Genomic DNA, 25,565 nt, shown 5'->3' with positions numbered 1-25,565 from the left:
AGTATAGCAAAAAAATAAAATTTATAGCAATATATTTTAATTTTTGCCCTAAGACAAATTTATAAATATTAAAAAAGTAATTAAATTTTAATTAATTTAACAAAAATTTAATAAAAATATACAAAAAGCTTGTTTTTTCATTTTTAAAATAAAATATTATTAAAACATATTATTAAAATATATTATTAAAAAATATCTAAAAAATAAATTTTTATTTTGAAAATAGAAATCTTTGTGATATAATATTTACAGAATATTTACAGAATATTTACAGAATATTCTGTAAAGGAATGGATAAAATGGAAGATTATAGATTAATCCCAGCTTGGGATGAGTGCTATAGTATTAATAATAAAAAAATTGATGCTCAGCATAAAAGACTCTTTGAACTTGCTGCAAAAGTTGAAAATGCAGTTTATAAATTTGTTAAACGTGATGAATTAAAAGAAATTTTAACAGAACTCTTCAACTACATGAAAGAGCATTTCCATGATGAAGAAAAATTTATGGAAGAGATCCAATATCCTTATCTTCAAGAGCATAGACAAATGCATAAAAATATCATATATGAAATGTCTAGATTGATTCAAAATATAAAAACCACAAATGATCTTAAAGAAAGATTGTATTATATGATGTCAAATTGGCTTTATAAACATATCTTAAAATATGATCTTAAAATAGCAATTTGGGCCAATGAAAATAAAACGAAAACTTTAAATGATGAAAAATCAGTCCAAAATCAACCCATAATACATGAAAATTTAGAATTTATTTATTCTTGTCCTTGCAAAATAAATCATAGATTAAATTTTAAAGAACATATGAGTATGACTAATGATGATACAACTATAAAATGCAAAAAATGTCATCAGCTTTTAGTTTTTATTAAGAGTGAAGAAAAAACTTATAAAGGATAAAGATTGCTACCAAAATGGGATAAGAGTTATAGTGTTCACAATAGTAAAATTGATGCTCAGCATAAAAAACTATTTGAACTTGCAGCAAAAGTAGAGCATATGCTTGATAAACCTGTATATAAAGATAAAATTAAAACCTTGCTTATGGAATTTTTTAATTATATGAAATATCATTTTAATGATGAAGAAAAATATATGTCGGCTATTAAATATCCTTATTTTGAAGAGCACTGCAGGATTCATAAAGAAATCACCCAATCTATGATAGAGCTTATACAAAATATAAAAACCACAAATGATTTAAAAGAAAAGCTTTATGCTATGGTAAAAAAATGGCTTTTAGAACATATACTTTATGAAGATATGAAAGTAGAGCAATGGAGAATAGGATCTTTAAGTTCTGATAGTGGGGCTGATATAAGTTTTGAAGAAATCAAAGATGAAGATGATGAGTTAGCAATTTATTTTTACACTTGTCAATGTTTAGGACAAATTCACGATGTGCCTTTTGGAATTCATAAAAAGATTCAAGATAAAAATGCTAAATTTAGATGTAAAAAATGTAATCATATTATAGGATTTTTAAAAAAAGGATAAATAATAGAATATTGATTTTTATATTTCTTTGCTAAAATTAGCTTAAATTTTTAACAAAGGAAAGAAATATGCTAACTTTTTTTAAGGGTTTGGGTGTAGGTTTTTTATGTCTATTGCTTTTTATTTTAGGGGTTATTTTTAATGTTGAGTTTTTAAACAAGAAAAAAGATTTAAATAGTAGTTTGAACTCCAATAGATATTTAAGCTTTTCAAGGAATATTAAAGAAAGTTCAAAAATAAGTCCTGATGTGTTTAATGCGCATATTAATTTTTGGGCAAATGAGCTTTTAAGTACAAAAATTTCTTTAACTCAAGAAGAAAAAAATCAAATCTCTAATACTTTTAATCAAATTTTACAAAGAGCTAAACAAGATAAATTTTGTACCGGTGGTTCTTATAGCTTGGAGCCAAATTTCTCTTATAAAGATGGAATTCAAATTCCAAAAGGACAAAGATTAAACGCTTATTTAAATTGTGATATAAAACCAGAAGAATTAAGTGCATTCAATGCTTTTATCAATGATTTAAATGCCATTGTAGCAAAAAGTGATTTTGTAAGCGTTTCAATGCCTTCTTTAAATGCTAAATTTTCTGATGAGCTTTTAAAAGAAAGCAAAGAAAAACTTTATGATAAACTTTTAGCAAAATCATTAGAATATGAAAAAAAATATTCTAGCGATTTAAATAGAACTTGTGCTTTAAGATCTTTAAATATCACCCAAAGACAGCCAAATGCAATGATGCCAAGGGTTTTAAATTCAAGTGCTAAAATGGATGGAGTAGAACTTTCTTTGCCTATCGTAACAGAAGGGGATCAGAAATTAGAAGCTATTGTAAGTTATATTTGTAAGTAAATAAAAATAAATCTTAACAATATTTTAAGTTTAATTTGTTAAGATTTCATCTTTACTTACTTATTTTATATAAAGTTTTTTCGCGGGAATAGCTCAGGGGTAGAGCACAACCTTGCCAAGGTTGGTGTCGCGAGTTCGATTCTCGTTTCCCGCTCCATTATCACCCGCCCGGGTGGTGGAATTGGTAGACACAAGGGACTTAAAATCCCTCGGAATTTTTCTTCCGTGCCGGTTCAAGTCCGGCCTCGGGCACCATATTCAAGGCGACATAGCCAAGCGGTAAGGCATGGGCCTGCAAAGCCTTGATCTCCGGTTCGAATCCGGATGTCGCCTCCAGCGATAGATTTCTTTACAATTTTTTCGGGAGATGGCTGAGTGGTCGAAAGCGGCGGTCTTGAAAACCGTTGAGGGTCACACCTCCAGGGGTTCGAATCCCTTTCTCCCGGCCACGTTTTGTTTTCTAGTTTCTAAATTTTGTTTTAAGAATTGAATTTTTATCTTTAGCTATTTTTTAAAAATTTAAAATCTTTGGAATTTTAAATTTTTAAAAATGTTTTAACTTTCAAACGCTCTATAATTTTTAAGTGAAATAAAAGTTTTAAAATATATATTTATAGATTTTATAATATTATTACAAATACAGATAAAAGGAAAACAAGAATTCATTTTATCAAAATTTTATTGTAAATTTAAAACTTTTTTTAAAGGATAAAAATGAAATTAAATACTTTTTTTATATCTTTAGCTATCATTTTGGCAAGTTTGATTTTAGCCTTTGGTTTTAATAAGGCTTTAAATGACTTTAAAACGCTTGAAAGAAGTGTAAGCGTAAAAGGTCTAAGTCAAAAAGATGTAGAAGCTGATACTTTGATTTTTCCTATAAAATTTACAAGATCAGGCAACAATCTTACAAGTTTATATGAAGAACTTGAAAAAGATAAGCAAAATATACTTAAATTTTTGCAAGATCAAGGCGTAAGAGCTGATGAGATAAGCTATAATGCCCCAAATATCACAGATAAACTAAGCGATCCTTATAGAAATGACAATCAAGTAGCCTTTAGATATATAGGCACAGGAAATTTGCTCATCTATACTAAAAATGTTAAACTTGGAAAAAGCATACTAGAAAAAATTTCAACACTTGGAAAATTTGGTATAGTGATAAAAATAGAAAATTATGAAATAGAATATCTTTATACAAAATTAAACGAGATAAAACCAAAGATGATAGAAGAAGCAACGCTCAATGCCAGAAATGCAGCTTTAAAATTCGCACAAGATTCAAATAGCACACTGGGTAAAATTAAAAAAGCTTCTCAAGGGCAATTTAGCATCAGCAATAGAGATAAAAATACCCCTTATATCAAAACCATAAGAGTGGTTTCTACTATAGAATACTACTTAAAAGACTGATTGTAAAGCTTAGCTAAGCCTTGAAAGCTTAGCTTGGCACTATGGAATTTTTGCGTGCGGTTTTTTGGAGTGAAAATATACAAAGCAAAAGAATAATGCTATATAAAACACTAGTGGATTTTATGGCACTTTGGATAATTTCATCTTGATTTATAGTTTTTAAAATCCCTTTAAAATTTGATTTAAATTTCAAAAGAGCTAAGACACTTTTTAATTTATCTTGACTATCTTTTTGATCAAAAAGAGCTATTTGTTCAGGCGATAGTTTTTTAGATATAGAAAAATTGCTTTTTATTCCATGTAAAAAATCTACTTCTTGGGTAAAATTTAATTTTGAAAATTGGTTAAGTTGAGCAGATACAACGCTATTGTTATTTTTATTGTCTATTTTTTCTATGATATTTTTTACATTTGATGTGTTGTTCTCTAGTTCATTTAAAACTTTTTTATAATCACTTTCATATTTATCATCATACACTTTAGATAAAATTTCTTTTAATTTTTCTTTATTTGCTATTATCAAAGCCTTAGCTGAATTTAATTCCGTAAAAGAAATATTTATATATTCTTTGGTGAAATTAAAATCTTTTTGAGATAGTTTTGCAATGTTTATAATGGCACTTGTATTTAAGTCATTTAACCTTTTTTCAAATTTACTTTCATAAAGTTTATCTGATGAAAAAATTCCTGCAAAAGGATTTATAAGTTGAGGTTTTAAAATAACAACTCCAATTAGACAAGTGTAGGCAAACAATCTCGAAATAAAAACAAAAAGTTTAATTTTACAGATAAATAAAAGATAGGAAATTAATACACTTGCAAAATAAATTAAAAAATAAAAAGCTGGAATGTATATTGATGATAAAAATGATACTATGCTGATTATAAAAAGACCGCAAATAAGAAATAATAAACTAGCACCATACTGATATAATTTCCTTGTAAGGCTAATAAAAATAATTAATAACATTAACAAAACGATATAATTCGTTGCAGCTATTGTCATTGGACCAAAAGATAATATAAAATCCATATTATTTAAAACTAATAAACCGAAAATAGCATATGATGAAATCATTAAAATTGTAAAATTTAAAATTTTTAAGAAATTTGTATGATGATTACTAGTATTTCTATAAACTTGTAACAAAATACAATCAAACCATAAGGTAAAATCTACCATCTTTTTTCCAATACTTTTAATTTTTCTATAAAATTTTAAATACCTAAGTTTTAAAATTCTGTCAATTGAAGCTATGTAAAATATGCAAGATAAAATAATTTGTATTATTTTATATATACCGTTTATAACATTGTAAAATATTTTAATAATTGCAAAAATTGATTTTCCCATAATCATTATAAAATAAACAACAAAATCGCAAATTTTTACATATATGTCGCCTAGATTTTGAAGTTTTGAAAACATACCTTTTAACTTAATAATTAATTTTTTTATTTTCAGTTTTTTTATTTTTCGATTATTTCTAATGACACCTTTATTATCATCACCTAATTGAATTTCTAACTCTTTTTCTTTTGCATAAAGTTCTAGCTTGTGCCATTCTTGAGCTTCTAGGGTGTTATTTTGCATTATTAAAACATCTTTAATAGTTCTAAAAGAATCTTTTAAATTTTTAATACATCTTAATTTATATTTATTTTGAATTTTAATTTCCTCTTTTTTATCCTCGATTCCCTTGATTTCTCCTTTATAGCTTTCATCTTGATAATTATCTTTTATATATTGCTCCACTGATTTAAAATCAAGTTTATCTATATCAATATTGATTAAATTTATGGCTTTTGGTTCTTTAAAATAACAAGCACTAAAATTTGGATCTTTTTCAAACGTTGCTCCATAAAAACAAGCCGTTTTTTCAAATTCGCACTCGTGAAAATCGGCGTAATCTTTAAAAACAGAATTATTGAAATAGGTATTATCTTTAAATTTGGACATTTTAAAACTAACTTTATTTTTAAATTCAAAATTCATAAAATTAGCCCTTTCTTTTATTTCGCAAAAATCGAATGTAAAAGCACCTTTTATAACGGCATTAGGAAAGCCATATAAATTAAAATCATTAAATTCACATTTTTGAAATTCAATATTTCCATCTATATGATTATTGATAGATATTTGTTTAAATTTGCAGTCATTAATGCTAATTTTATCAATAACTTCAACTCTCCCATTAAATTGCAAATATAATTCATTGCAGTTATTAATAAACAATTTATCAAATTTGACATTATCATTAATGATCAAAGATAGTTTTTTCACATTGTCAAAAACTAAATCTTGCTCAAAAAGCATATTGTTTAAATGTATTTCTAAAATCTTATTTTTATCATAATGCCATTTAAGGTTATCATTATTGGCATTAAAATAACAAACATCTTTTACAGAATATTGCTTTTCATTATTTAATTTTGTGTTTAACATTATATATTTTTCAAAAGTGATTTTTGAATCAATATTTTTTTGGGATAAAAAATTACTTACTAAATCCATTATTTTCCTTCTATGATTTTTATATCATCTTCGGTGAGATTGTAGAGTTTATAAACCAAAGAATTGATTTTATTTTCTAGTTCTTGAGTGTTTGCGTTTTTGTTTTGTTCTTTGGTTTTTAAAATTTCATCGACTAAATTTATAAGCTCGTTTGCTAATTTTTCATTTTTGGAATTTATTTTGGGGATAGGGAGTTTTTCTAAAAACGCCTTTTTATATCTAAAACCATTTTCCCCTAAATTTCCGCCTGCATAAAATATTTTAAAAATAAAAGCGACAAAGTCGTTATTTAAAAAAGCAATGAGATATTTTAAATTTTTACCTGTTAAAATAAAACTTGTGGCTTCTGCATAAAAATTCAAATCTGTATCTAAATAAAATTGCGGTCTTCTTACAATTTCACTATAAACTATCTTTTCTTTTTCAAATTGTGATAAATACTCTCTATTTGGATTATTGTCTAACTCAAGCCAATGATGTTGTCCCAAATATGGCTTTTGCTCTGTCACAGGTTTATTGGTGCATTGCCCTCTAGCTTGAAGTTTTTCTTTGTATTGTTTTAAATGATTATATATGGCTGGATAATCTTTTTCTAAAATTTTATAACTTCCAAATTCAAAGACTATTATCCAAAGTCCCGCCCACTCGTAACTATATCTTTTTATATCGCGTCCGCGTAGCATTTTGCGTATGAGTTTAGCGGTGCGTTCTTTTTCGGCTTCATCTTTGCAATTTGCTAAAATTTCATTTCTTTTTTCAGTGGCGATGATAAAGGCTTCATTTAAGCCCGTTTTTATCCCATAGTTTATATTAAGTCCATACCAGTCTTTAAGCGGAGTTCCTATGCGTTCTATCTTAGCCTTTAAGACGCTAGTATTTTCATCGCTAAAAGTGAAGCTTTCTTTGCTTAAAGACTTTTGCGAAAATTCTGCAAAGTCCTTATATAAGCCAATGTTATAAGCACAAGCTTTTAAAATTTCATTATTTAGAGCAAGGTATTTGAATTTATTATCTTTGCTTTTTGATTTTTCAAAACAAAGTATAGAAGTATCCACGCTAGCACTATCAAAAACTTTTACGCCGTTTAGATCAGTGTATTCTAAAACCTTAACATTTTTAAGTAAAAATTCACGCAAAGCTTCTCCGTATCCTGCGCGCGTGTATTTGTTAGAAGTGATATAACTCAATACCCCCCCCCCTATCTTTTAAGACGTTAAATCCTAATTCATAAAAATAAGTATAAATATCACTTGTTCCTTTATAAACTTTATAGTTTTTAGCTAGATGAGGTTTTAGTTCTTTAAGCTCTTCTTGTCTTATATAAGGCGGATTGCCAATGATTAGATCAAAACCTTCGAAATTTCCATCATCGTCTAAAATTTCAGGAAATTCAAAACGCCATTCAAAAGGATGATTGTTTTCTAGATTGAAAATATTGTCGTATTCTTTTTTAAGATTTGCAAATTCTTTTGTGGCTTCTTTTTCGTCAAAGTCAAAAAGAGTCAAATTCGCACTAACAAAGAATTTCAAATTTTCATCATCTATGGCTAAGAAATTGCCGTATTTTTTAGAGTATTTTTCACATTTATCGTTAAAACCTTTCATTTCTTTTTTAAATTTATCCGCAAAGCAGAAATTTTTAAAAGAAATTTTGAGATTTTTTATCTCTTGGTTGATGTGGCTTTTATCTGTGTAAAATCCCTCTTTATAGTCTTTTACTATGCGTTTGTATTTACTCATACGTTCTTTGATATTAGGATAATGGTTTAAGCTTTTACCTGTTTCAAAATAAGATACCAAAGAATTTCCGCATTTTATATTTATATCGATGTTTGGCAGGGTTTTAAGATCGTGATAAGCTTCATCATCAAAGTTTTGGTAAAAGCTGTGTTTTAGTAATTCTATCCAAAGCCTTAGCTTGGTAATTTCACAAGAGTTTGGGTTGATATCAACCCCAAAAAGATTATTTTCTATGATATCTTTTTTGGTATAAAAAAGTTCTTGCTGGATAAGATGGACTTTATCTTTAGGCGTGCTTGGACGTTTATACTCTATAAATTCGCCTTTATGATTGGTGATTAGAATTTCATCGTTTTGCACTTCTAGATAAAATTCTTCATCAAAAAGATTTAACTCATCATAAATGCTAAGTAAACAATTTAAAGCAGAAACTAAAAAATGCCCGCTTCCTACGGCAGGATCACAAATTTTTATAGAATTTAAAAGCTCTTTTTGTATCTTTTTATCTTCTTTTCTTAAAGACTTTCTTAGTTCGCTTATATCCTTAGCATCAAGATCAAATTTGGCATTAAATTTATCAAGCACGATTTTTGTGATACTTTCTTTACACATATAAGAAGTGATAAAGCTTGGTGTGTAAAAGCTTCCTTCTTTATAGCCGTTTAGTTTTTCAAACACATTTCCTAAAACACTTGAGCTTATGAGTTCTTTTTGGCTTAAAATTTCACTTTGTTCATCATCGCTACCAAAATCAAAGCTATCTAAAAATTCAAACAAGTATTCCAAAAGCCCAACTTGTCCTTTTTTGATCTTACATTTATTATCTTTTAATATGGTGTTTTTGTAGTAAAAAAGCTTTAAATCATTGCTCAGGCTTGAAATTTCAAGCGTATTTTCTATGCTTTGTTTTTCAAATAAAGAAGAATTTAGATAAGGCAGATAAGCAAATACACTTTTCTTTCTTTTGCTTTTTTCTTTAGCCAAAATCTCAAAGAAAAGTTCGCTAAGTTTATCAAAATCAGGGATTTTTTTAAAATTTAAAAATTTCAAATTTTTATTATCATTAAAACGCACCAAATTTGACTCTATAAGTTTTAAAAACAAAATGCGATTTAGCCATAAGATCAAAAGTTTTAAAATGGTTTCAAAATCTTCTTTTTGAAGTTTAGAATTTATAGCGGTATAAAAAGTGCCTTGTTCTTCTTTACTCTCTTGGCTTTTTGTGATAATGAGTTTTGAGTTTTGTTTGCTCTCATAAAGCCCTAAGATGTATAAAAGCTCTTTGTAAAAGGCATTGTTTAAGGAATTTGCATCATTGGGGTTAAATTCATTGTGTAAAAAATCTTTATTAAAAATTTTAAAAATAGTTTTTAAATTTTTAAAATTTTGCTTTTCTTTGTCATTAAAGATCTTTAAATCTATAAAAAAGCCTTCTAAATTTTGCTTTTTATTTTCTATAAGCTTAGAGCATTCTTTGTAAAATTCTTCTGTGTTATTGATAAGAGAGTTGCTATCATTAAAAGTGTTGATAAGTTTTTTGAAATTTGTATCATTAAAAAATGACTCTTCAAAAACTTTTGCTTTAAAAATATAAAATTCATAAAAATTAGTGATGATGATAAATTTTAGATTAAAATTATGTTCTCTTTCTCTAAGATAATAAAGTATGCTTTCGCAAAGTGCTTTTGAATTTAAAGAAGTTGGCGTGATAAATTCTTTAGAGCCTTGTTTTTTAGCTTCGATTATGACTTCTAAATCTTCTTTATTGATAAGACTTAGATCAATCTCACTTTTGCCTTTTTGTTTATGTTTTATAGCGGTATTAAAATTTAAAGCTTTTAAAAAGGGTGCAAGAGCATTAGCTACTAGATAGTCTTCATTTTGATTTTTAGAGTTTTCAAGATCATCTAAGTAAATGTTTAAAAGCTTTTTGAAACTATCAAATTCATTTTGTGTGATTTGTTTTTTAAGATAATAAGGATTAAAAAAATCTTTTTGATTTAAATTGATAAATTTCATAAAAATCCTTTAAAATGAGTAAGTTAGAGTATGATTACTTCTTCTTCTAATAAAATTCCAAATTTTTCAAAAACTCTTTTCTTAGCAAGTTCTATAAGAAAAAGTGCATCATCAAAGCTAGCATTTTTTTTGTTGATTAAAAAATTGGCGTGTTTATCACTTAGCATAGCGTCATTTTTGCTAAAGCCTTTAAGTCCTACAGCTTCGATTAAAGCTCCTGCGAAATTGTCTTTTGGGTTTTTAAAGATAGAGCCAAAGCTTGCTCCGCTTGGTTGGTTATTTCTGGCATTTTTTAAAAATTCATCTTTTGTTTTATCAAAACCAAAGCAAAGCTTAAATTCAGCCCAAAAAAAAGGTGTTTGCAAAGGACAAAAGCGGTAAGCAAAATTTATATTTTCACGTATAATTTCACCTTTAGCGGTGGCAATTTTGATTAAATTTTGACTGATGCATTCTTCTTTAAGTCCTGCATTCATTTTTAAAAGCCCACCAAGTGTGCCTGGGATTTTTTGCAAAAACTCAAAGCCTAGAAGATTGTTTTCTTTAGCAAAGCGATAAATTTTACTTGCTTTTGTTTTGCAACCTATGCGTAAGATAATAAAGTCTTTATTTTTATCAAGTATTTCTATAAAATCAAAAATATCTCCTAAAATTCCCATTTTTTTAGGTTTTGGGCTAATTAATAAATTATTTGCCCCGCCTATTAAAAAGCCATCAAATTCTTCTATTTTGTTTAAAACTTGAACTTCAAATTTATCACCTATACGCACGGATGAGTATTTTTTGAAGTCTATTATCATTTGATAAAGGTTGGAATTTGATTTAAAATATTTTCAGTAAATTCTATCATTGTTGTTGTCATCCAAGGCATCAAAAAGATGATTACAATTACAACTAAAATGATTTTTGGAACAAAAGAAAGAGTCATTTCATTTATCTGTGTTGTAGCTTGAAAAATACTTATAATAAGTCCTGCTATGAGTCCTGCAAGAAGCATAGGCAAGGAGATTAACAGTGTAACTTTAAAAGTAGCAACCCCAAGGGCTACAAGAGTGCTCTCATCCATAATTTTCCTTTAAGAATATCTAGCATTTTCGTATTCGCTAGGAATAAGATAATCATTTGTGTGGATTATTTTATCATAAAACTTATGTTCATATCCTAGTTTAAAAAGTGTATCAAGGGCTTTAGTTTGAATTTCATTTAAATAAATAGAATTTTGATTGGCATATAAGGATAAATAAGTTTTTAGTTTTAATTCATCTACGCGTATTAGCTTTCTTTCCATTAGCATAGGAATTAAAATTTTAGAATTTAAATATGCTATTTTAACGGCATTGATAAGATCTTTTTCTATTTGGATCGCATCTGTAATGGGTAAAGAGCGACGCAGAGCCATCCCACCTAAAGGTAAGGGGAGATTTTCTTTTGCGAGCTCTAGCCAAATATCCCAAAGTTCTACTTCTACACAAAGTTTTGTATCAAAGTCTAAAATGCTTTCGTGGATTAAAACTCCAGCATCCACTTCACCTTCTAATACCGCTTTTTCAATTTCTAAGAAATTTTTATAAATAATTTTAGCTTCTGGATATTTTATGCGAAAAATTAAAGCATTTGTGGTATTTGCTCCACTTAGCGCCACTTTAAAATTTCTTTTTAATTGTGTTTCTTTTTTTTTAATAAGTTTTGGTCCATAGCCTTCACCAAAACTCATAGCTGTGCGTAAAAGTGCGTATTCTTTAGCGATTAAAGGGTAAAGTGCAAAAGAAATAGCACTAACATCATAATAATTTTGAAGAGCTAATTCATTTAAACTTTGTATATCTAAGGCTTTGTTTTTATAATCAAATTCATTTCCAATCCAGCCAAATTTAATTGCCATATACATAAAAATATCATCAGCATCAGGAGAATGAGCTATAGTGATCGTTTTTTTCATTGATGAGTTGATCCTTGATTTTTCTTAATAAAATATTTTATAGAATTTCATTTAAAAATTTATAAAAACTTTAATTTTATGATTTTATTTTAAAAATATTTTTTCGAAGTAATGCATTATTTAGCTTTATTTTGTTAGAATTTAGATTAAATTATTTTAAGGGAAAATAATGGATGACAATAAAAGAAAATCCTTAGATGCTGCTTTAAAAAGTCTTGATAAAGCTTTTGGAAAAGGAACGATTTTAAGACTTGGTGATAAAGAAGTTGAGCAAATTGATAGTATTAGTACAGGTTCGGTTGGGCTTGATTTAGCTTTAGGAATAGGGGGAATTCCAAAAGGAAGAATCATTGAAATTTATGGGCCTGAAAGTTCAGGTAAAACAACGCTTACTTTGCATATCATTGCAGAATGTCAAAAAGCAGGTGGGGTTTGCGCATTTATCGATGCAGAACACGCTTTAGATGTTAAATATGCTAAAAATTTAGGAGTAAATACAGATGATCTTTATATTTCTCAGCCTGATTTTGGGGAACAGGCTTTAGAGATCGTAGAGACGATAGCTAGAAGCGGGGCTATTGATTTGATTGTAGTTGATAGCGTAGCAGCTCTTACTCCAAAGGCTGAAATAGAAGGAGATATGGGCGATCAGCACGTAGGACTTCAAGCAAGATTAATGTCTCAGGCTTTAAGAAAGCTTACAGGTATAGTGCATAAGATGAATACCACAGTTATTTTTATCAACCAAATTCGTATGAAAATAGGTGCTATGGGTTATGGAACGCCTGAAACAACTACTGGCGGAAATGCTTTAAAATTTTATGCATCTGTGCGTTTAGATGTAAGAAAAGTTGCAAGTTTAAAACAAAGCGAAGAAGTAATTGGAAATCGTGTTAAAGTTAAAGTAGTTAAAAACAAAGTTGCTCCGCCTTTTAGACAAGCTGAATTTGATGTAATGTTTGGAGAAGGATTAAGCCGTGAAGGTGAGCTTATAGATTATGGTGTTAAATTAGATATAGTAGATAAAAGTGGAGCGTGGTTTTCTTATAAAGATAAAAAGCTAGGGCAGGGTAGAGAGAATTCAAAAGCTTTCTTAAAAGAAAATCCACAAATTGCAGAAGAAATTACTAAAGAAATACAAAATTCGATAGGTATTGAAGGAATGATAAGTTCTTCACAAGATGAGGAGGAAGATTGATGTTAATAATAGAAGATGTAAGAGCATTTGAAGTTTTAGATAGTAGGGCAAACCCTACAATAAAAACAGAAATAGTATTAAATGATGGTAGCGTGGGTTCAGCTATAGTTCCAAGTGGTGCAAGTACTGGTTCAAAAGAAGCTTTAGAGCTTAGAGATAATGATGAAAGATTTAACGGAAAAGGGGTATTAAAAGCTATTTCCAATGTCAATGAGCTTATAGCTGAAAATATCATAGGGCTTGATGCTTATGATCAAATTCAACTTGATGAAACTTTAAAAGAGCTTGATGGCACAAGTAATTATTCTAATTTAGGGGCTAATGCAACCTTAGGTGTTTCTATGGCTTTAGCACGTGCAGCGGCTAACTCTTTAAATATACCTTTATATAGATATTTAGGTGGTATAAATGCAAGTATTTTGCCTGTTCCAATGTGTAATATTATCAATGGAGGAGCTCACGCAAATAATAATATCGATTTTCAAGAATTTATGATTATGCCTTTTGGATTTACAAGTTTTAAAGAAGCCTTGCGTTCTGTTTGCGAAGTTTATGCTTCTCTTAAGAAAGAATTAGCATCTTTAGGCCATTCTACGGCATTAGGAGATGAAGGAGGATTTGCTCCTAATTTAGCAAACAATGAAGAAGCTTTAAATCTTTTGATGACTTGTATTAAAAAAACAGGCTATGAAAAAAATATAAAATTAGCCCTTGATGTTGCTAGTAGTGAGTTTTATAAAAATGGAAGCTATCATTTAGAAGGAAAAACTTTTTCAAGTGATGATTTGATTGAAAAATATATAGAGCTTTGTTCAAAATATCCAATTTGTAGTATAGAAGATGGCTTAGCTGAAAATGATTTTGAAGGTTGGATAAAACTTACTCAGAAATTAGGGGATAAAATTCAGCTTGTGGGCGATGATTTATTTGTAACTAATGAAAATATTTTAAGAGAAGGTATTTTTAAAAAAATGGCAAATGCTGTTCTTATTAAGCCTAATCAAATAGGAACTATTACAGAGACTATGAGAACGGTGCGTTTAGCACATAGAAATAATTATAAGTGTATTATGTCTCATAGATCAGGGGAAAGTGAAGATACTTTTATAGCTGATTTTGCCGTAGGTTTAAATACAGGTCAAATTAAAACAGGAGCTTTAGCAAGAGGGGAAAGAACTGCTAAATATAATCGTCTATTAGAAATAGAGCTTCAAAATGATGAATATTTAGGAGAGAAACTCTGAGTGATTTATTAAAAGAATATGACGAAAGCACTAAGAAAAAGAGCCTTTATTTTCATATTTTTAAAATGGCCTTATGGGCGATTTTTGTAATTATTGGAGCAATTTATTTTGGTAATATGCTTTTTGGTCAATATTCTTTAGATACTATGTTGTCTTTAGAGACAACAAAAGAAAATTTAAATAAAAAAATTCTTTTATTAAAAGAGCAAAATGCTAAAGCCCAAAAAGAATATTTTGAGTTGAAAGGTTTGTATCCAAATGAAAATTAAATTATTATGTGTTTTATTATTTTTATGTGCTTTTGCAAATGCTAAAACAAATCCTTTTGATACAGAACAAAATTTAAGTAATAATATTATAATCCCAGAATCTTTTCAAAAAGAAGAAGTTAAATTTAATTCAAGTGCAAGAATTCTTAAAGCTATTACTTTTCATTATATTAATCTTGATGGAAGTGAGAGTGATTTAAATCTTGATATCAATAAAAGCATAGATTGGCACGATCGTTATGTATTAACAAGAGTAAAAGCTCCTGATCCTTCTAAAAATTTAGATGTTTCTGTAACTATACCTGAGAAAAATAATTCTAAATCAGATCTAAATACTTCTGTTAGCATAGAACTTCCTATACAAACAGATAAAATATATGATTTTATAGCTTATACAACTTATAAAAATAAGATTAAATTTAATACAAGTGATGAAATATTATCTGATTTTTCAATAGGAAATCCTAGTAAAATTGTTTTAGACTTTAAATCAGATGATATTCAGCCAACTAAAAATATCAGACTTAAAGATTCTTTGTTTAAAAGAATAGATTTTGGATCCCATAAAGGGTATTATCGTTTAGTGATTTATTTGGATGGAAAGTATAGTTATCAAATTCAAAAAGATTCTACTGGTTATATTATCAATTTATTATAAATGAGAAAAATTGTATTTTTAATATTTTTTATTTCTTATTCTAATGCAATTTTATTATTTGATACTTATGATGAAAATTTTTTTGATAAAGAAGATATAAAAACTTATGTAATGAGTGAAAAACTTGATGGTGTAAGAGGGATTTGGGATGGTAAGACATTTAAAACACGCAAAAATAATCCTATCTTTGCTCCTTTATTTTTTACTCAAAATTTTCCAAATTTTGCTCTTGATGGGGAATTATGGATACAAAGAAAAAGTTTTGATGAAATTTCAGCTCTTATACGAACAAATGAAGCCAATAATACACTTTGGAAACAAGTAACTTATAATGTTTTTGATGTTCCAAATGCTTGTGAAGAATTTAAGCTTAAAGAATGCACTTTATTAAATCGTTTAGAAATTTTGCAAGAGTATTTAAAAAAATATCCTAATGCTTACATAAGAATCATTCCTCAAGTTTTTATTAAAGATAAAAAGCATTTAAATGATTATTATAAAAATGTTTTAAAAAACGATGGAGAAGGACTTATCATAAGAAAAAACTCTATGCCTTATGAAAATAAAAGATCAAATTTTTCTTTAAAACTAAAGCCTTTTTTTTTGATGATGAATGTAAAGTTGTAGGCTATATAAAAGGAAAAGGTAAATATGAAAATAAGATCGGAGCTTTATTGTGTGAGCTATCTAGCACAAAAGTTATTAAAATTGGATCAGGGTTAAAAGATAGCGATAGAGAAAATCCTCCAAAAATAGGTTCTATTATCACTTATAAATTTAACGGATTAACAAAAAATTCTTTACCATGTTTTCCTGTATTTTTACGCGTTAGAGAATAATAAATTCTTGACTTGTATTATTTTTTATGCTAGAATGTTAGCTTTTAAATTCGGGGTGTAGCGCAGTCTGGTTAGCGCACTTGGTTTGGGACCAAGGGGCCGAAGGTTCGAATCCTTTCACCCCGACCATTTTTATAAATATTTATAAAAAATGGTGAGTGTAGCTCAGTCGGTTAGAGCATCAGATTGTGGTCCTGAGGGTCGTGGGTTCAATTCCCATCACTCACCCCACTAAGCGCTCGTAGCTCAACTGGATAGAGCGACAGACTTCGGATCTGTAGGTTATGGGTTCGATTCCTATCGGGCGCACCACCACTTCTTATATATGCGTTCATAGCTCAGCTGGATAGAGCAACGGCCTTCTAAGCCGTAGGTCAGAGGTTCGAATCCTCTTGAGCGTACCACTTTTGCGGATGTGGTGAAATTGGCAGACACGCCAGACTTAGGATCTGGTGCAGCAATGCGTGAAGGTTCAAGTCCTTTCATCCGCACCACTTATAATTCTTAAAATACAATCTAATTTCTGAATTTTATGATTAAAATTACTTTTTTAGCTTTGTTAAAAAGATTTGGAATTTAAAAATTTGTGCACAACTTTCATTGTTTTTAGTTTTATTTATTTTAAAAGTTTAAATATAAATTTATAAAATATTTTAGTTTGATAGTTAAATTTATATAATTTTAGATTTAAAATAATTATTCTAATAAATCTTTAATTGGAATTTTTAAGCTTTTAGAAATTTTATATAAATGTTCTAAATTAAAATGTTTATTATATCTATTGCATTCGCAATTTGAATAAAATGCAACTGATTTTATACCTATATCTAGAGCTAATTCAAGTTGTGAAATCCCTTTTTCTTCTCTAAGTTTTCTAATATTTGAAGATATCTTTTTATAAAAATTTAATATTTCTTCTTCACTTGCATTGCTAAAGTTTTCTTTCATTTTTTTATCCCATAGGATTAATATAAAATTAAACTTTACAAAGATATAATCTTTTTAAATATATCCTATAGGATAAATTACAAGGAGAAAAATTGAAAAAAATAATTATGTCAATTGTTTTAGGTTTATTTTTTTGTGCTTGTAGCAAAAATCTCTATAATCAAGAAGCAGATGAAAAAATTGTAGTATCTAAAGCACAAAAAGATATTAAAATAGGTATGAGCTCATCTGAAGTTATAGAAATATTAGGTTCTCCTAATATAATTTCTACTGATAACGAAAGAAGAGAAGTCTGGGTTTATGATAAAATCAGCTCTCAAAGAGCCTATCAAAATTCAGCAGGAGGAATTAGTATTATCATTGCAGGTGCTGGTGGAAATAGTGGAAGTAGTGTGAGTTCTCAAAGAACTTTAACCATCATAATAAAATTTGATAATAAACAAAAAGTTAGAGATGTAGCATATCATACATCAAGTTTTTAAAGGCTAGAAGATGAAGTATGTTGTATTGATTTTTTGTTTTTTATTTTTTTATGGTTGTTCTACGGCAAATGTTAAGGATATGATGAAAATTGAAACATCAACAGCGCAAGAAAGACAATTGCAAATAAAAAGATTTAATACTATCGATAGTGATAAAATATTATTATCTAGTATAGCTACTTTGCAAGATTTGGGATTTAATATTGATGAGATAAATAAAGATTTTGGGTTAGTAAGTGCTTCTAAGATAAGAGATGCTAGAGAGACAAAAACTCAAGTTGGTATTATATTTTTAACTTTATTATCTCCAAGTGCTGCTATTGCTGCATCAAGACAATCTGATAATACGCAAGAAATTAAAGCAAGTGTTGTTATCGCTACCAATAAAAAGAATAAAACAACATTTGTAAGACTTACAGCGCAAAGAATTGTGAAAAATCAAGAAGGTGCTATTAATGAAGTTGAGACTATTAAAGATAAAGAAATTTATCAACAATTTTATGAAAAATTATCTAAATCAGTATTTTTGGAGGCGAATGAATTATGAAAAAATTTTTGTTATTTGTAGTTGTATTTGGAATAATTGGTTGTGGAGTAAATTCAAGACAAATGCTAATAGAAGATACGCAGCAACTTAAAACAAGAACATATCAAACAAAACATTATGAATATTCTAAAGCAGTTATAGCAAAAGCTAGTGTTGCCGCTTTGCAAGATTTAGGGTTTGTTATAGATAAAGCGGATATGCAAACAGGAACTATAACTGCTACTAAGTTATTAAAAGGTGCAACTATGAGAATAACTTTGGTTATCAGATCTGATGATCAAAATAAATCTATTATAAGGACTAATGCTCAGTTTGGATCTAATAATCAAATTCCACAATCTGTAGAAGATCCTGAGGTTTATAATTCTTTTTTTCAGGTATTAGATAAAGCAATATTTTTTGAGAAGGAAAATATAAATTAAATTTTTAAATAATTAATCTTGTGATTTTGATTTAGAGCAAGATTAATTAATATTTTAATTTAAAATGAAATTATCTTCGTAAATTTAATTAAAAATATAATTAACTTAATAAATGTAAAAAACTTAAAATTTAACTAGATAAGAAGCTAAACAACATCAAAACAATTCTAAAGAGCAATTAAAATAAATTGCAATTTAATTAATAAACTATTAATTATTATTTAATTTTATTAAAAATATAATGATAATTCATTTAATGTTTAGGAGTAAAAATGAAAAATACAATTAAATTAGGTTTATTAAGTGCAATGATTATAGGCGTTTTTTCTGCTTGTTCTAGTGAGCCAAAATCACTAGATTACTATAAAGATCCAAAAAATGCTAAAGAATTAGAAGCCAAAATTAAAGAATGTGAAGAAAAATTCCCAAAAGGAAGCAAGAAACTTGATGAAGAGCAGTTAAAATATCTTAATGGTAATCCAAGTAAGGTGTATTTAGAATGTGAAAATGCCTATAAAGCAAATTATTCTAGATCATTTGATTATAAACCAACTACTAGTACAAAGGAATTAATGCAAAAGGCTAGAGAGCAAAATAAACAATGAGCAGTCTTTTCCAAATTCTAGTAAATTATTGGTGTGATTAGGTAAGTAAAGTCTAATATAAATACTGATAATTTTTAATATATAAAAAGATTTTAATACAATAAAAATCTTTTTATAAAATTTTATATTTTAATTTCCTTAGTTTTTAAAATCGCAATGTTTGTAAAAGCATTTTGATCTTTTTAGATATTTAGTTAATAAATATAGTTTTATCCGTTGTTTCTTACTATCAAAGATTTTGGGAGTTTGAAAAAATTTATTAATTCTTTTTCTTTTTCTCTCATCTCTCCTTTATCTGTTTCGTGATCAAGACCTATTAAGTGAAGCATAGCATGGATAAAAAGTAAGCTTATTTCTTCTTCGTAGCTATGATTTAATTCTTTTGCCTTTTCTTTGGCTAATTCAAAATTTATTACTATAGATCCTAGGGGTAAATTTTTAGCTATATCTACAAGTGGAAAAGAAAGCACATCGGTACTTTTATCAATCCCTCTTTGTTCTAAATTTAAATTACGCATTTGTTCATTGTCTAAAAAAATAAGTTCAACATCTTTAGAACTTATTTTTTGAGCAATTTTTTCTAAGAAATCAACATTTTCATCACAAATTATCATTTTAAAATCCTTCTTTGATAATAGAATAAATTTTTTCTATTTCATCATCATTAAAAATGCTAGAATTTTTATATTTGTAAAATTCTTTGAGTTTTGTTTGGTTAAATGTATAACCTAAAGCACAATGATGATGAGAGGGTAAAAAAGCTCTTAGAAGTGTAACTTCATCTTTTATGGCTTCTTCACAGGAAAAACAAATAAAATTTTGATGAAGTCTGCCCTCAAATTCTAAGATTTTTACATAAGCATCTATAATAACACGTTTTGGATTTTGCTTTAAAAATTTTATAGCACTTTCATTTAAAAGTTCAAAATAAAAAGGATCAAGTTCCTCTATGCCTTTTAAATGCTGGTAAAAAAGACGTATAAATTCTTGCCATAGAAACATTTTTTCTCTTTGCAAGATCCAAGTAAAACTAAGATGCATAACATCTTTAAGACGTGGCAAAAAATTAGGATTTTCATCTAGAGCAAAATCAATTTTGTATCCATTCAAAATACTTGAATGTCTAAGCCCATAAAAGCGATAAGTTTTAATTAAAGCTTTGGAGCTTAGGATATAAACGATTAAATCTTCATCTTTGATTTTTTGAGTATGTAAAATAAAACCTTGCATAAGTTAAATTAAGTCTTTGCATTTTAAATAAAGTGAATTTGCAATTTTTTTAATTTCTTTTTTTAGTTTTAAATCATCAATAAAGCAAGAATTATCTTGATAAACTTGGGCTCCTTCTAAAGTATAAAAGTGAAGTTTTGCTTTTAAAATCGCTTCTTTTTTGATTTCATCATTTTTTTTAATTTTTTCTACTTGAGCGATATTTGATTTATCTCCATAATGCCCTCCGCCTTGAAATTCTAAAATGGCAAATGGTTTTGTAGATTTATTTTTAAAATCTTTAATAACAAATAAAAAATCAACTACTAAATCAGAATATGCTTTCCAAACTTCATTCTCTTCACTATTTTCTAAAAAACTTTTTAAAGAAATTTGCGGAAAAACTATAAAATTATTTTTAATATCTTCACAAAAAATTAATTCTTTATAAATTAGAAATTCTCCAATGCCCATAAGCCTATCTTTGCTTAAGATATTAGATTTTTTAACTAAATTAAGCTTATATTCTTTGCTTTTTTTGTATTCTAATATTTTTTCTTCTTGTTTTTTTTTCTCTAAAAAAATTTGATTTTTAATTTTTTTATCTTCTTCTTTTTGGATCTGTTTTAAAATGCTTTGATTTAATTTTTTATTAACTTTGCTTTGATTATATATTTTAAAAACCAAAACAAAAATAATCACAATTAAAGCTATTATAAATATAATCATTAACTAAGCCTATATTATTTTAATTCCATATGCTTTTAAAAGATTATAAGAAGACTCTTCTAAATTTACATCAAAACTAGCACTAGCTTCTTGATATAAAAAAAGTTTCGCATCAGGCTTTGCGCTAAAAGCTAAAATAATATTACAAAAAACACAAATATGCGAAACAAGTCCGCAAAAATAAAGTTCTTTATAAGTACTTTTGTTAATAAAATTTGCAAGCTCTAAACTTCCAAAAGTATTTTTGTAAAATATTTTTTTAGCCTTTGGTATATATTTTTGTAAATTTTTAGGCATTTGCCATCCCAGTGTATTTTGAATGCAATGTTTTATAGGTAGTAATTTTCCTTCATTGGAATTTAAGTAATCATTATCGTGTGTATCAAAAGTAATAAGTAAATCTGTATCATTAAAATTAATATTATTTAATAAATTTAAAATTTTATTTTCTATTTTTAAAGCTTTTTCAAATCCTAAACTTCCTGTAATAAAGTCATTTTGGTAATCTATAAGCACAAAAGCTTTTTTCATATATTTTTAAGCCAAAAACTCTCTGTATGTAGATTTTCAAATGCAGTTTTTAAGCTCGTAAAAAGCTTGGGATAATCTTTTTCTAGATTGGCTAAAATTTGTTTTGCTTCCTCTCTAGCATGTGGAAATTTAACATTTTTTTCACTTAGCTTCATACCTGGACAAAATTCATTACCAATAACTTCAAGCTCATTTTGTAAAGCATTATCTCTAAGTTGTCTTTCTCTTACAAAAATCAAAGGACGTATTACTATAACACCGCGTTTGCTTTTATAAATTGGAGCTAAAGTTCTTAAAGCTCCATTGTGGATAAAATTCATAAAAAAACTTTCAGCCGCGTCATCTAAATGGTGAGCTATGGCAAGCTTATTGAAATTATTTTCTAAAGCATAAGTATATAAAGCCCCTCGACGCATTCTTGAAAAATAACTACAAAAACTAGAATTTTTTCTTATAGTATCTTCAGAAACTTCATAAATATTAGAATCAAGTACGCTATGATCAATGCCGTTTTCTTTGCAATGATGATTTAAGCTAGAATAATCTTCGCCCATACCATAGCTTAGAGTGACAGCCTTAAGTTCAAATTTAAAAGGAGCGTGAGCTTGCATACGTTTTAAAAGATGAGCTAAGGCTAAAGAGTCTTTCCCGCCACTTAATCCCAAAAGAACTCTATCTCCTTCTTTTATAAGATTAAATTGAGCATTAGCTTTAGCTACTTGACGGATAAGTTTTTTACTAAGATTTATCATAGTTTATCGCACATTTTAAGCACAAAATTAGCTGAAATTTTAGCAGAATTAACAACAAATTCGTCAAAATCAAATTCAGCTTTTTCTCCAGCTTTATCACTCATTGCTCTTAAAATAAAACAAGGTATATTTAAAGCATCACAAACCAAAGCTACGCTTGCTCCTTCCATTTCACAAGCATCAGCATTGAAAATTTCTTTAATTTTTGCTTTTTTTATCTCATCGCAAATAAATTCATCTCCAGTTGCAATAATACCTGCTTTAAGTTTTATGTTTAATTCTTTGGCTACTTCTAGAGCAATATTGTTTAATTTTTCATTGGTTTGAATAAAAATTTCATTTCCTGGAACAAAACCTAAAGGATGACCAAAAGCAGTAATATCTAAATCATATTGGACAAGTTTTGTAGCATAAAGCAAATCGCCTATTTCAAGTTCAGGATTAAAAGCACCAGCAACTCCTGTAAAAAGTAAAGCTTGAGCTTTAAATTTCTCTATCATTATACTTGCACTTAGGGTTGAATTTACTTTACCTATTTTAGAATAAGCTAAAATCAATTCGTGATTTTTATAATTTGCTGTATAGTAAGTATTATTAGCATATTTTATGCTTTTATAATCTTTTAAAATTTCAAGCAAAGGAGTTATTTCCTCTTCCATTGCACCTAAAATCGCTATTTTCATAGTTTAATTTCCTTTAAAAAAGATTCTATATCATTGAAATTAGTTAAAGAATAAGTTGTTTTGGTAGTAATTTTTTTATTAAGTCCTTGTAAAATTTTAGAGCCAAATTCTACAAAATAGGAAGTTTCATTTTCTATTGCTTTTATGCTTTGTTTATAAAGCACAGGAGATACAAGCTGAGCTTTTAATAAATTTAAAGCTTCTTCTTTACTTGAATAAGCTTTAGCATTTACATTTGAAATAACTATTCCAAAATTTGGTTTTAAAACATTTTGAAGCTCTTTATAAAGTTTTAAAGAGGCATTTTCTAAAAGAGGGCAATGACTTGCTACACTCATATTTAAAAGCATAACTCTTTTAGCTCCTGTATTTTTAAATTCATTTTCATAAGCTAATAAATCAGCTTTTAAACCAGCAATAACAATTTGTCCTTCACAATTATAATTTGCTGCAAAAATTTGTTTATTTTCTTCTCTTGCTTGTTTGCATAATTTTTCTATTTTATCATCATCAAGTCCTAGAATAACCATCATTCCAGCTTCAACTTTAGAACAATCTTCTTGCATAAAAAGTCCTCTTTGATGTACAAGTTTAAGTGCTTCTAAAAAATCAAGACCTCCGCTTATTGCTATAGCGGAAAACTCACCCAAAGAATGTCCTAAAGAAATTTTAGCCTTTAAATTTGGTTCCAGTTCATTTAAAGCATTATAAGCCATTAAAGAAGTTAAAAGTATTGCAGGTTGAGTAAATTGACTTTTATTTAAATCATCGTTTTCTTCAAATAAAAGATGCTTAAAATCAATTTTTAAAAAATCACTTGCATGTTCTAAGAGTTCTTTAGCACTTTTAGAATTTTCATAGAAATCTTTACCCATACCAAGGCTTTGAGAGCCCTGGCCTGGAAAAATAAATGTATAGTTCATATTAATGGCAGCCACATCCACCGCTATGACCCCCACAACATCCACCGCTTCTGTCGTGCTCATGATGATGTTTATGTTCGTGGTTGTGACCACAGCCACAACTATGACTTCCTGCAATAATGCCTGTAAGAATTTCATCTTCACTTGCTGGTCTTACATCAACAAGGTTAAGAGAAAAAAGCAAATCACGTCCAGCGTATGGATGATTATAATCGATAGTTACACTATCTTCTTTTATATCTTTAACGCTAACGCGAACGCTTTCTCCATTTTCACCTTCTCCAAATAGCTCCATTCCTATTTTAAGATCAATTCCTGCAAATTGTTCTTTTGGTAAAGTTTGAATAGCATTTGTATCATATTCTCCTAAGGCTTTATCTTTTTTGATAAGAATCTCAGTGTTTGAAGGGCAGTCTAATTTTGCAATTTCTTCTTCTAAAGAGTCTAAAATCTGTCCTTTTCCAAGTATAAAAGAAATAGGTTGAGCATAAAGATTTGACTCTAAAATTTCATTTGTATTAGCATCTTTTAGTTCATAAAACATGGAAACAACATTATTTTTTTCAATAGCCATTATTTTCTCCTTATTTGCGATTTGGTGAAGCTTTTGCCTCAGGTGAATTAGGGTAATTAGTCTTTAAAGCTTTATAAAAACCATTTGCTGTTTTAGGATCTCCTATCTTATCTAAAGATATTGCAGTATGATAAAGCAATTTTGGAAAATAATCCCCTTTGGTGCTTATGGCTGAACTTTTTTTATAAAAAACAATTGCATTATTATAATTTTTTTGTTTATATTCTATTTCTCCAAAATAAAAATTAACTCTAGCTGGTTTATAATGTTTTTGAAGAAGATAATTTAATTTAAGTTTCATTTCTTCAAATTTATTTTGATTTAAATCTAAAATAGCAAGATCTAAAATTTTATTATTATTTTCTTTTTTCCAGCTTTCATCATATGCTATTTCTTTTTGTTCTTCTGGAGTTATTTTAGAACTTTGATTATTCTCTATGGTGCTAGTAGTATTTATATCTTTTTGTGGTATAACATTTATATTGTTATAGTTTTTTTCCATTTCTTTTTTTGAAACGTAATCTGTATTTATAGAATCAACTAAAGTGCTTAATTCTGCTAAAACTTTTTTAAATTGTTTATTGTTGTTTTCTTGGATTTTTCTACTTTCTTCTACATAAGATTTTAAATTATTTATTTCTTGTGTAAGATTATTTTCTAAATTTTCATAATTTTCTTCTGATTGATTAAGGCGTGAATTTATTTTTGTATATTGTGAATTAATGCCCTCAATAGCACTTTGTAAACCTTCTATCCTTTCATTTGCTTCATTTATTCTTGCGTTAATTTCAGAATAGTTATTGTTTAAGGTATCAAGTTTTTGCTTGATTGTCTTTTCATTTTGTGTTAGACCATAAGAATTATTTGTTAAATCACCTGCACCAAAAGCAGAATTTTCTGCATAAACAAAAGTAGCTCCTATTAAAAGAGCTACTGATAATATTTTTTTCAT

26 protein-coding genes, 9 tRNA genes and 2 pseudogenes are annotated in these 25,565 nt (G+C 27.7%); 22 read left to right on the top strand and 15 right to left on the bottom strand.

The features are described from left to right. Positions 1-299 precede the first annotated feature (299 nt). The 8 genes from JG676_RS00435 (at position 300) to JG676_RS00400 (ending at position 3,787) form a co-directional block, all read left to right on the top strand. The gene (locus tag JG676_RS00435) at positions 300-920 is read left to right on the top strand and encodes a bacteriohemerythrin (RefSeq protein ID WP_200169225.1); all 621 of its coding nucleotides are present in this window, start codon (positions 300-302) and stop codon (positions 918-920) included. Positions 921-923: 3 nt separating this feature from the next. Then, entirely contained in the window at positions 924-1,517 is a 594-nt protein-coding gene (locus JG676_RS00430; protein ID WP_200216990.1) for a bacteriohemerythrin, read from the top strand. A gap of 68 nt (positions 1,518-1,585) precedes the next feature. Further along, entirely contained in the window at positions 1,586-2,371 is a 786-nt protein-coding gene (locus JG676_RS00425) for a hypothetical protein (RefSeq protein ID WP_200216989.1), read from the top strand. An 82-nt stretch (positions 2,372-2,453) separates the two neighbouring features. Continuing rightward, a tRNA-Gly gene (locus JG676_RS00420) sits at positions 2,454-2,528 on the top strand. Between the two features lie 9 nt (positions 2,529-2,537). Continuing rightward, a tRNA-Leu gene (locus tag JG676_RS00415) sits at positions 2,538-2,626 on the top strand. Positions 2,627-2,633: 7 nt separating this feature from the next. Next, positions 2,634-2,707: transfer RNA gene (locus tag JG676_RS00410), tRNA-Cys, on the top strand. 25 nt (positions 2,708-2,732) lie between these two features. After that, positions 2,733-2,820: transfer RNA gene (locus JG676_RS00405), tRNA-Ser, on the top strand. A 265-nt stretch (positions 2,821-3,085) separates the two neighbouring features. Then, complete coding sequence (locus JG676_RS00400; RefSeq protein WP_200216988.1) at positions 3,086-3,787, top strand: SIMPL domain-containing protein; 702 nt, start codon at positions 3,086-3,088, stop codon at positions 3,785-3,787. A gap of 28 nt (positions 3,788-3,815) precedes the next feature. Here JG676_RS00400 and JG676_RS00395 read toward each other — a convergent pair whose 3' ends face one another. From JG676_RS00395 to JG676_RS00375, 5 genes and pseudogenes are all read right to left on the bottom strand, one after another. Next, a complete protein-coding gene (locus JG676_RS00395; RefSeq protein ID WP_200216987.1) occupies positions 3,816-6,302 on the bottom strand; it encodes a pentapeptide repeat-containing protein in 2,487 nt (828 codons plus the stop codon). Further along, positions 6,302-10,061, bottom strand: a pseudogene (locus tag JG676_RS00390) (Eco57I restriction-modification methylase domain-containing protein). The gene JG676_RS00395 and the pseudogene JG676_RS00390 overlap by 1 nt, the downstream one beginning before the upstream one ends. Positions 10,062-10,084: 23 nt before the next feature. After that, positions 10,085-10,861: a UDP-N-acetylmuramate dehydrogenase gene (locus JG676_RS00385; RefSeq protein WP_200216986.1), complete on the bottom strand. Its 777-nt coding sequence runs from the start codon at positions 10,859-10,861 to the stop codon at positions 10,085-10,087. After that, positions 10,858-11,127 carry a flagellar biosynthesis protein FliQ gene (gene fliQ / locus JG676_RS00380; RefSeq protein ID WP_131164006.1) on the bottom strand — a complete coding sequence of 90 codons (270 nt, stop codon included), beginning with the start codon at positions 11,125-11,127 and terminating at the stop codon, positions 10,858-10,860. The genes JG676_RS00385 and fliQ overlap by 4 nt, the downstream gene beginning before the upstream one ends. 9 nt (positions 11,128-11,136) lie before the next feature. Continuing rightward, positions 11,137-12,000: a menaquinone biosynthesis family protein gene (locus JG676_RS00375; protein WP_200169231.1), complete on the bottom strand. Its 864-nt coding sequence runs from the start codon at positions 11,998-12,000 to the stop codon at positions 11,137-11,139. Positions 12,001-12,169: 169 nt separating this feature from the next. Here JG676_RS00375 and recA point away from each other — a divergent pair, with 169 nt between their 5' ends. The 10 genes and pseudogenes from recA to JG676_RS00325 all read left to right on the top strand — a co-directional run bounded on the left by recA (position 12,170) and on the right by JG676_RS00325 (position 16,702). Next, positions 12,170-13,198, top strand: coding sequence for a recombinase RecA (recA, locus tag JG676_RS00370; protein ID WP_200169232.1), 1,029 nt, complete (start codon positions 12,170-12,172; stop codon positions 13,196-13,198). Next, positions 13,198-14,442, top strand: coding sequence for a phosphopyruvate hydratase (eno, locus tag JG676_RS00365; RefSeq protein ID WP_200216985.1), 1,245 nt, complete (start codon positions 13,198-13,200; stop codon positions 14,440-14,442). Before recA ends, eno begins: the two co-directional genes overlap by 1 nt. Positions 14,443-14,507: 65 nt before the next feature. Further along, positions 14,508-14,711, top strand: a complete 204-nt coding sequence (locus JG676_RS00360) for a hypothetical protein (RefSeq protein WP_200169234.1) — start codon at positions 14,508-14,510, stop codon at positions 14,709-14,711. After that, on the top strand, positions 14,701-15,369 hold the full coding sequence (locus JG676_RS00355; protein WP_200216984.1) for an AMIN domain-containing protein: 669 nt from the start codon (positions 14,701-14,703) through the stop codon (positions 15,367-15,369). Before JG676_RS00360 ends, JG676_RS00355 begins: the two co-directional genes overlap by 11 nt. Beyond that, positions 15,370-16,208: pseudogene (locus JG676_RS00350) on the top strand (DNA ligase). A gap of 51 nt (positions 16,209-16,259) precedes the next feature. Beyond that, positions 16,260-16,337 (top strand) — tRNA-Pro (locus tag JG676_RS00345). 25 nt (positions 16,338-16,362) lie between these two features. Then, positions 16,363-16,439, top strand: a tRNA-His gene (locus JG676_RS00340). A 4-nt stretch (positions 16,440-16,443) separates the two neighbouring features. Further along, positions 16,444-16,520: transfer RNA gene (locus JG676_RS00335), tRNA-Arg, on the top strand. A 15-nt stretch (positions 16,521-16,535) separates the two neighbouring features. Then, positions 16,536-16,612: transfer RNA gene (locus JG676_RS00330), tRNA-Arg, on the top strand. A gap of 5 nt (positions 16,613-16,617) precedes the next feature. Further along, a tRNA-Leu gene (locus JG676_RS00325) sits at positions 16,618-16,702 on the top strand. 202 nt (positions 16,703-16,904) lie between these two features. Here JG676_RS00325 and JG676_RS00320 read toward each other — a convergent pair. Beyond that, positions 16,905-17,156, bottom strand: a complete 252-nt coding sequence (locus JG676_RS00320) for a helix-turn-helix domain-containing protein (protein ID WP_200216983.1) — start codon at positions 17,154-17,156, stop codon at positions 16,905-16,907. A gap of 92 nt (positions 17,157-17,248) precedes the next feature. On the opposite strand from JG676_RS00320, the gene bamE reads away from it, so the two are divergent. The 4 genes from bamE to JG676_RS00300 all read left to right on the top strand — a co-directional run bounded on the left by bamE (position 17,249) and on the right by JG676_RS00300 (position 19,212). Then, complete coding sequence (gene bamE, locus JG676_RS00315; RefSeq protein ID WP_200216982.1) at positions 17,249-17,638, top strand: outer membrane protein assembly factor BamE; 390 nt, start codon at positions 17,249-17,251, stop codon at positions 17,636-17,638. Positions 17,639-17,648: 10 nt separating this feature from the next. Then, positions 17,649-18,185: a hypothetical protein gene (locus JG676_RS00310; RefSeq protein ID WP_200216981.1), complete on the top strand. Its 537-nt coding sequence runs from the start codon at positions 17,649-17,651 to the stop codon at positions 18,183-18,185. Beyond that, on the top strand, positions 18,182-18,607 hold the full coding sequence (locus tag JG676_RS00305; RefSeq protein ID WP_200216980.1) for a hypothetical protein: 426 nt from the start codon (positions 18,182-18,184) through the stop codon (positions 18,605-18,607). Before JG676_RS00310 ends, JG676_RS00305 begins: the two co-directional genes overlap by 4 nt. Positions 18,608-18,879: 272 nt before the next feature. Beyond that, complete coding sequence (locus JG676_RS00300; protein WP_200216979.1) at positions 18,880-19,212, top strand: EexN family lipoprotein; 333 nt, start codon at positions 18,880-18,882, stop codon at positions 19,210-19,212. A 209-nt stretch (positions 19,213-19,421) separates the two neighbouring features. Here JG676_RS00300 and ybeY read toward each other — a convergent pair whose 3' ends face one another. From ybeY to JG676_RS00255, 9 genes are read right to left on the bottom strand one after another with little or no spacing between them, the layout of a single operon-like run. Next, positions 19,422-19,826: an rRNA maturation RNase YbeY gene (ybeY, locus tag JG676_RS00295; protein ID WP_200216978.1), complete on the bottom strand. Its 405-nt coding sequence runs from the start codon at positions 19,824-19,826 to the stop codon at positions 19,422-19,424. Between the two features lies 1 nt (position 19,827). Next, the gene (recO, locus tag JG676_RS00290) at positions 19,828-20,442 is read right to left on the bottom strand and encodes a recombination protein RecO (protein WP_200169241.1); all 615 of its coding nucleotides are present in this window, start codon (positions 20,440-20,442) and stop codon (positions 19,828-19,830) included. Positions 20,443-20,445: 3 nt separating this feature from the next. Beyond that, positions 20,446-21,150 carry a DUF2726 domain-containing protein gene (locus JG676_RS00285; protein WP_200216977.1) on the bottom strand — a complete coding sequence of 235 codons (705 nt, stop codon included), beginning with the start codon at positions 21,148-21,150 and terminating at the stop codon, positions 20,446-20,448. Positions 21,151-21,159: 9 nt separating this feature from the next. Next, a complete protein-coding gene (locus tag JG676_RS00280) occupies positions 21,160-21,681 on the bottom strand; it encodes an isochorismatase family protein (RefSeq protein WP_200169243.1) in 522 nt (173 codons plus the stop codon). Next, positions 21,678-22,433: a tRNA 2-thiocytidine biosynthesis TtcA family protein gene (locus tag JG676_RS00275; protein WP_200216976.1), complete on the bottom strand. Its 756-nt coding sequence runs from the start codon at positions 22,431-22,433 to the stop codon at positions 21,678-21,680. The genes JG676_RS00280 and JG676_RS00275 overlap by 4 nt, the downstream gene beginning before the upstream one ends. Then, positions 22,430-23,116 (bottom strand): 5'-methylthioadenosine/adenosylhomocysteine nucleosidase, encoded by a 687-nt coding sequence (locus JG676_RS00270; RefSeq protein WP_200169245.1) that lies wholly within the window; start codon positions 23,114-23,116, stop codon positions 22,430-22,432. Before JG676_RS00270 ends, JG676_RS00275 begins: the two co-directional genes overlap by 4 nt. Then, positions 23,113-24,039 (bottom strand): ACP S-malonyltransferase, encoded by a 927-nt coding sequence (gene fabD, locus JG676_RS00265; RefSeq protein WP_200216975.1) that lies wholly within the window; start codon positions 24,037-24,039, stop codon positions 23,113-23,115. The genes JG676_RS00270 and fabD overlap by 4 nt, the downstream gene beginning before the upstream one ends. Position 24,040: 1 nt before the next feature. Beyond that, positions 24,041-24,613 carry a peptidylprolyl isomerase gene (locus JG676_RS00260; protein WP_200216974.1) on the bottom strand — a complete coding sequence of 191 codons (573 nt, stop codon included), beginning with the start codon at positions 24,611-24,613 and terminating at the stop codon, positions 24,041-24,043. Between the two features lie 10 nt (positions 24,614-24,623). After that, positions 24,624-25,565, bottom strand: a complete 942-nt coding sequence (locus tag JG676_RS00255) for a tetratricopeptide repeat protein (protein ID WP_200216973.1) — start codon at positions 25,563-25,565, stop codon at positions 24,624-24,626.

Source organism: Campylobacter sp. 2018MI34, assembly GCF_016598975.1.
GTDB lineage: Bacteria > Campylobacterota > Campylobacteria > Campylobacterales > Campylobacteraceae > Campylobacter_D.
This window is presented reverse-complemented; position numbering and strand designations above follow the sequence as displayed.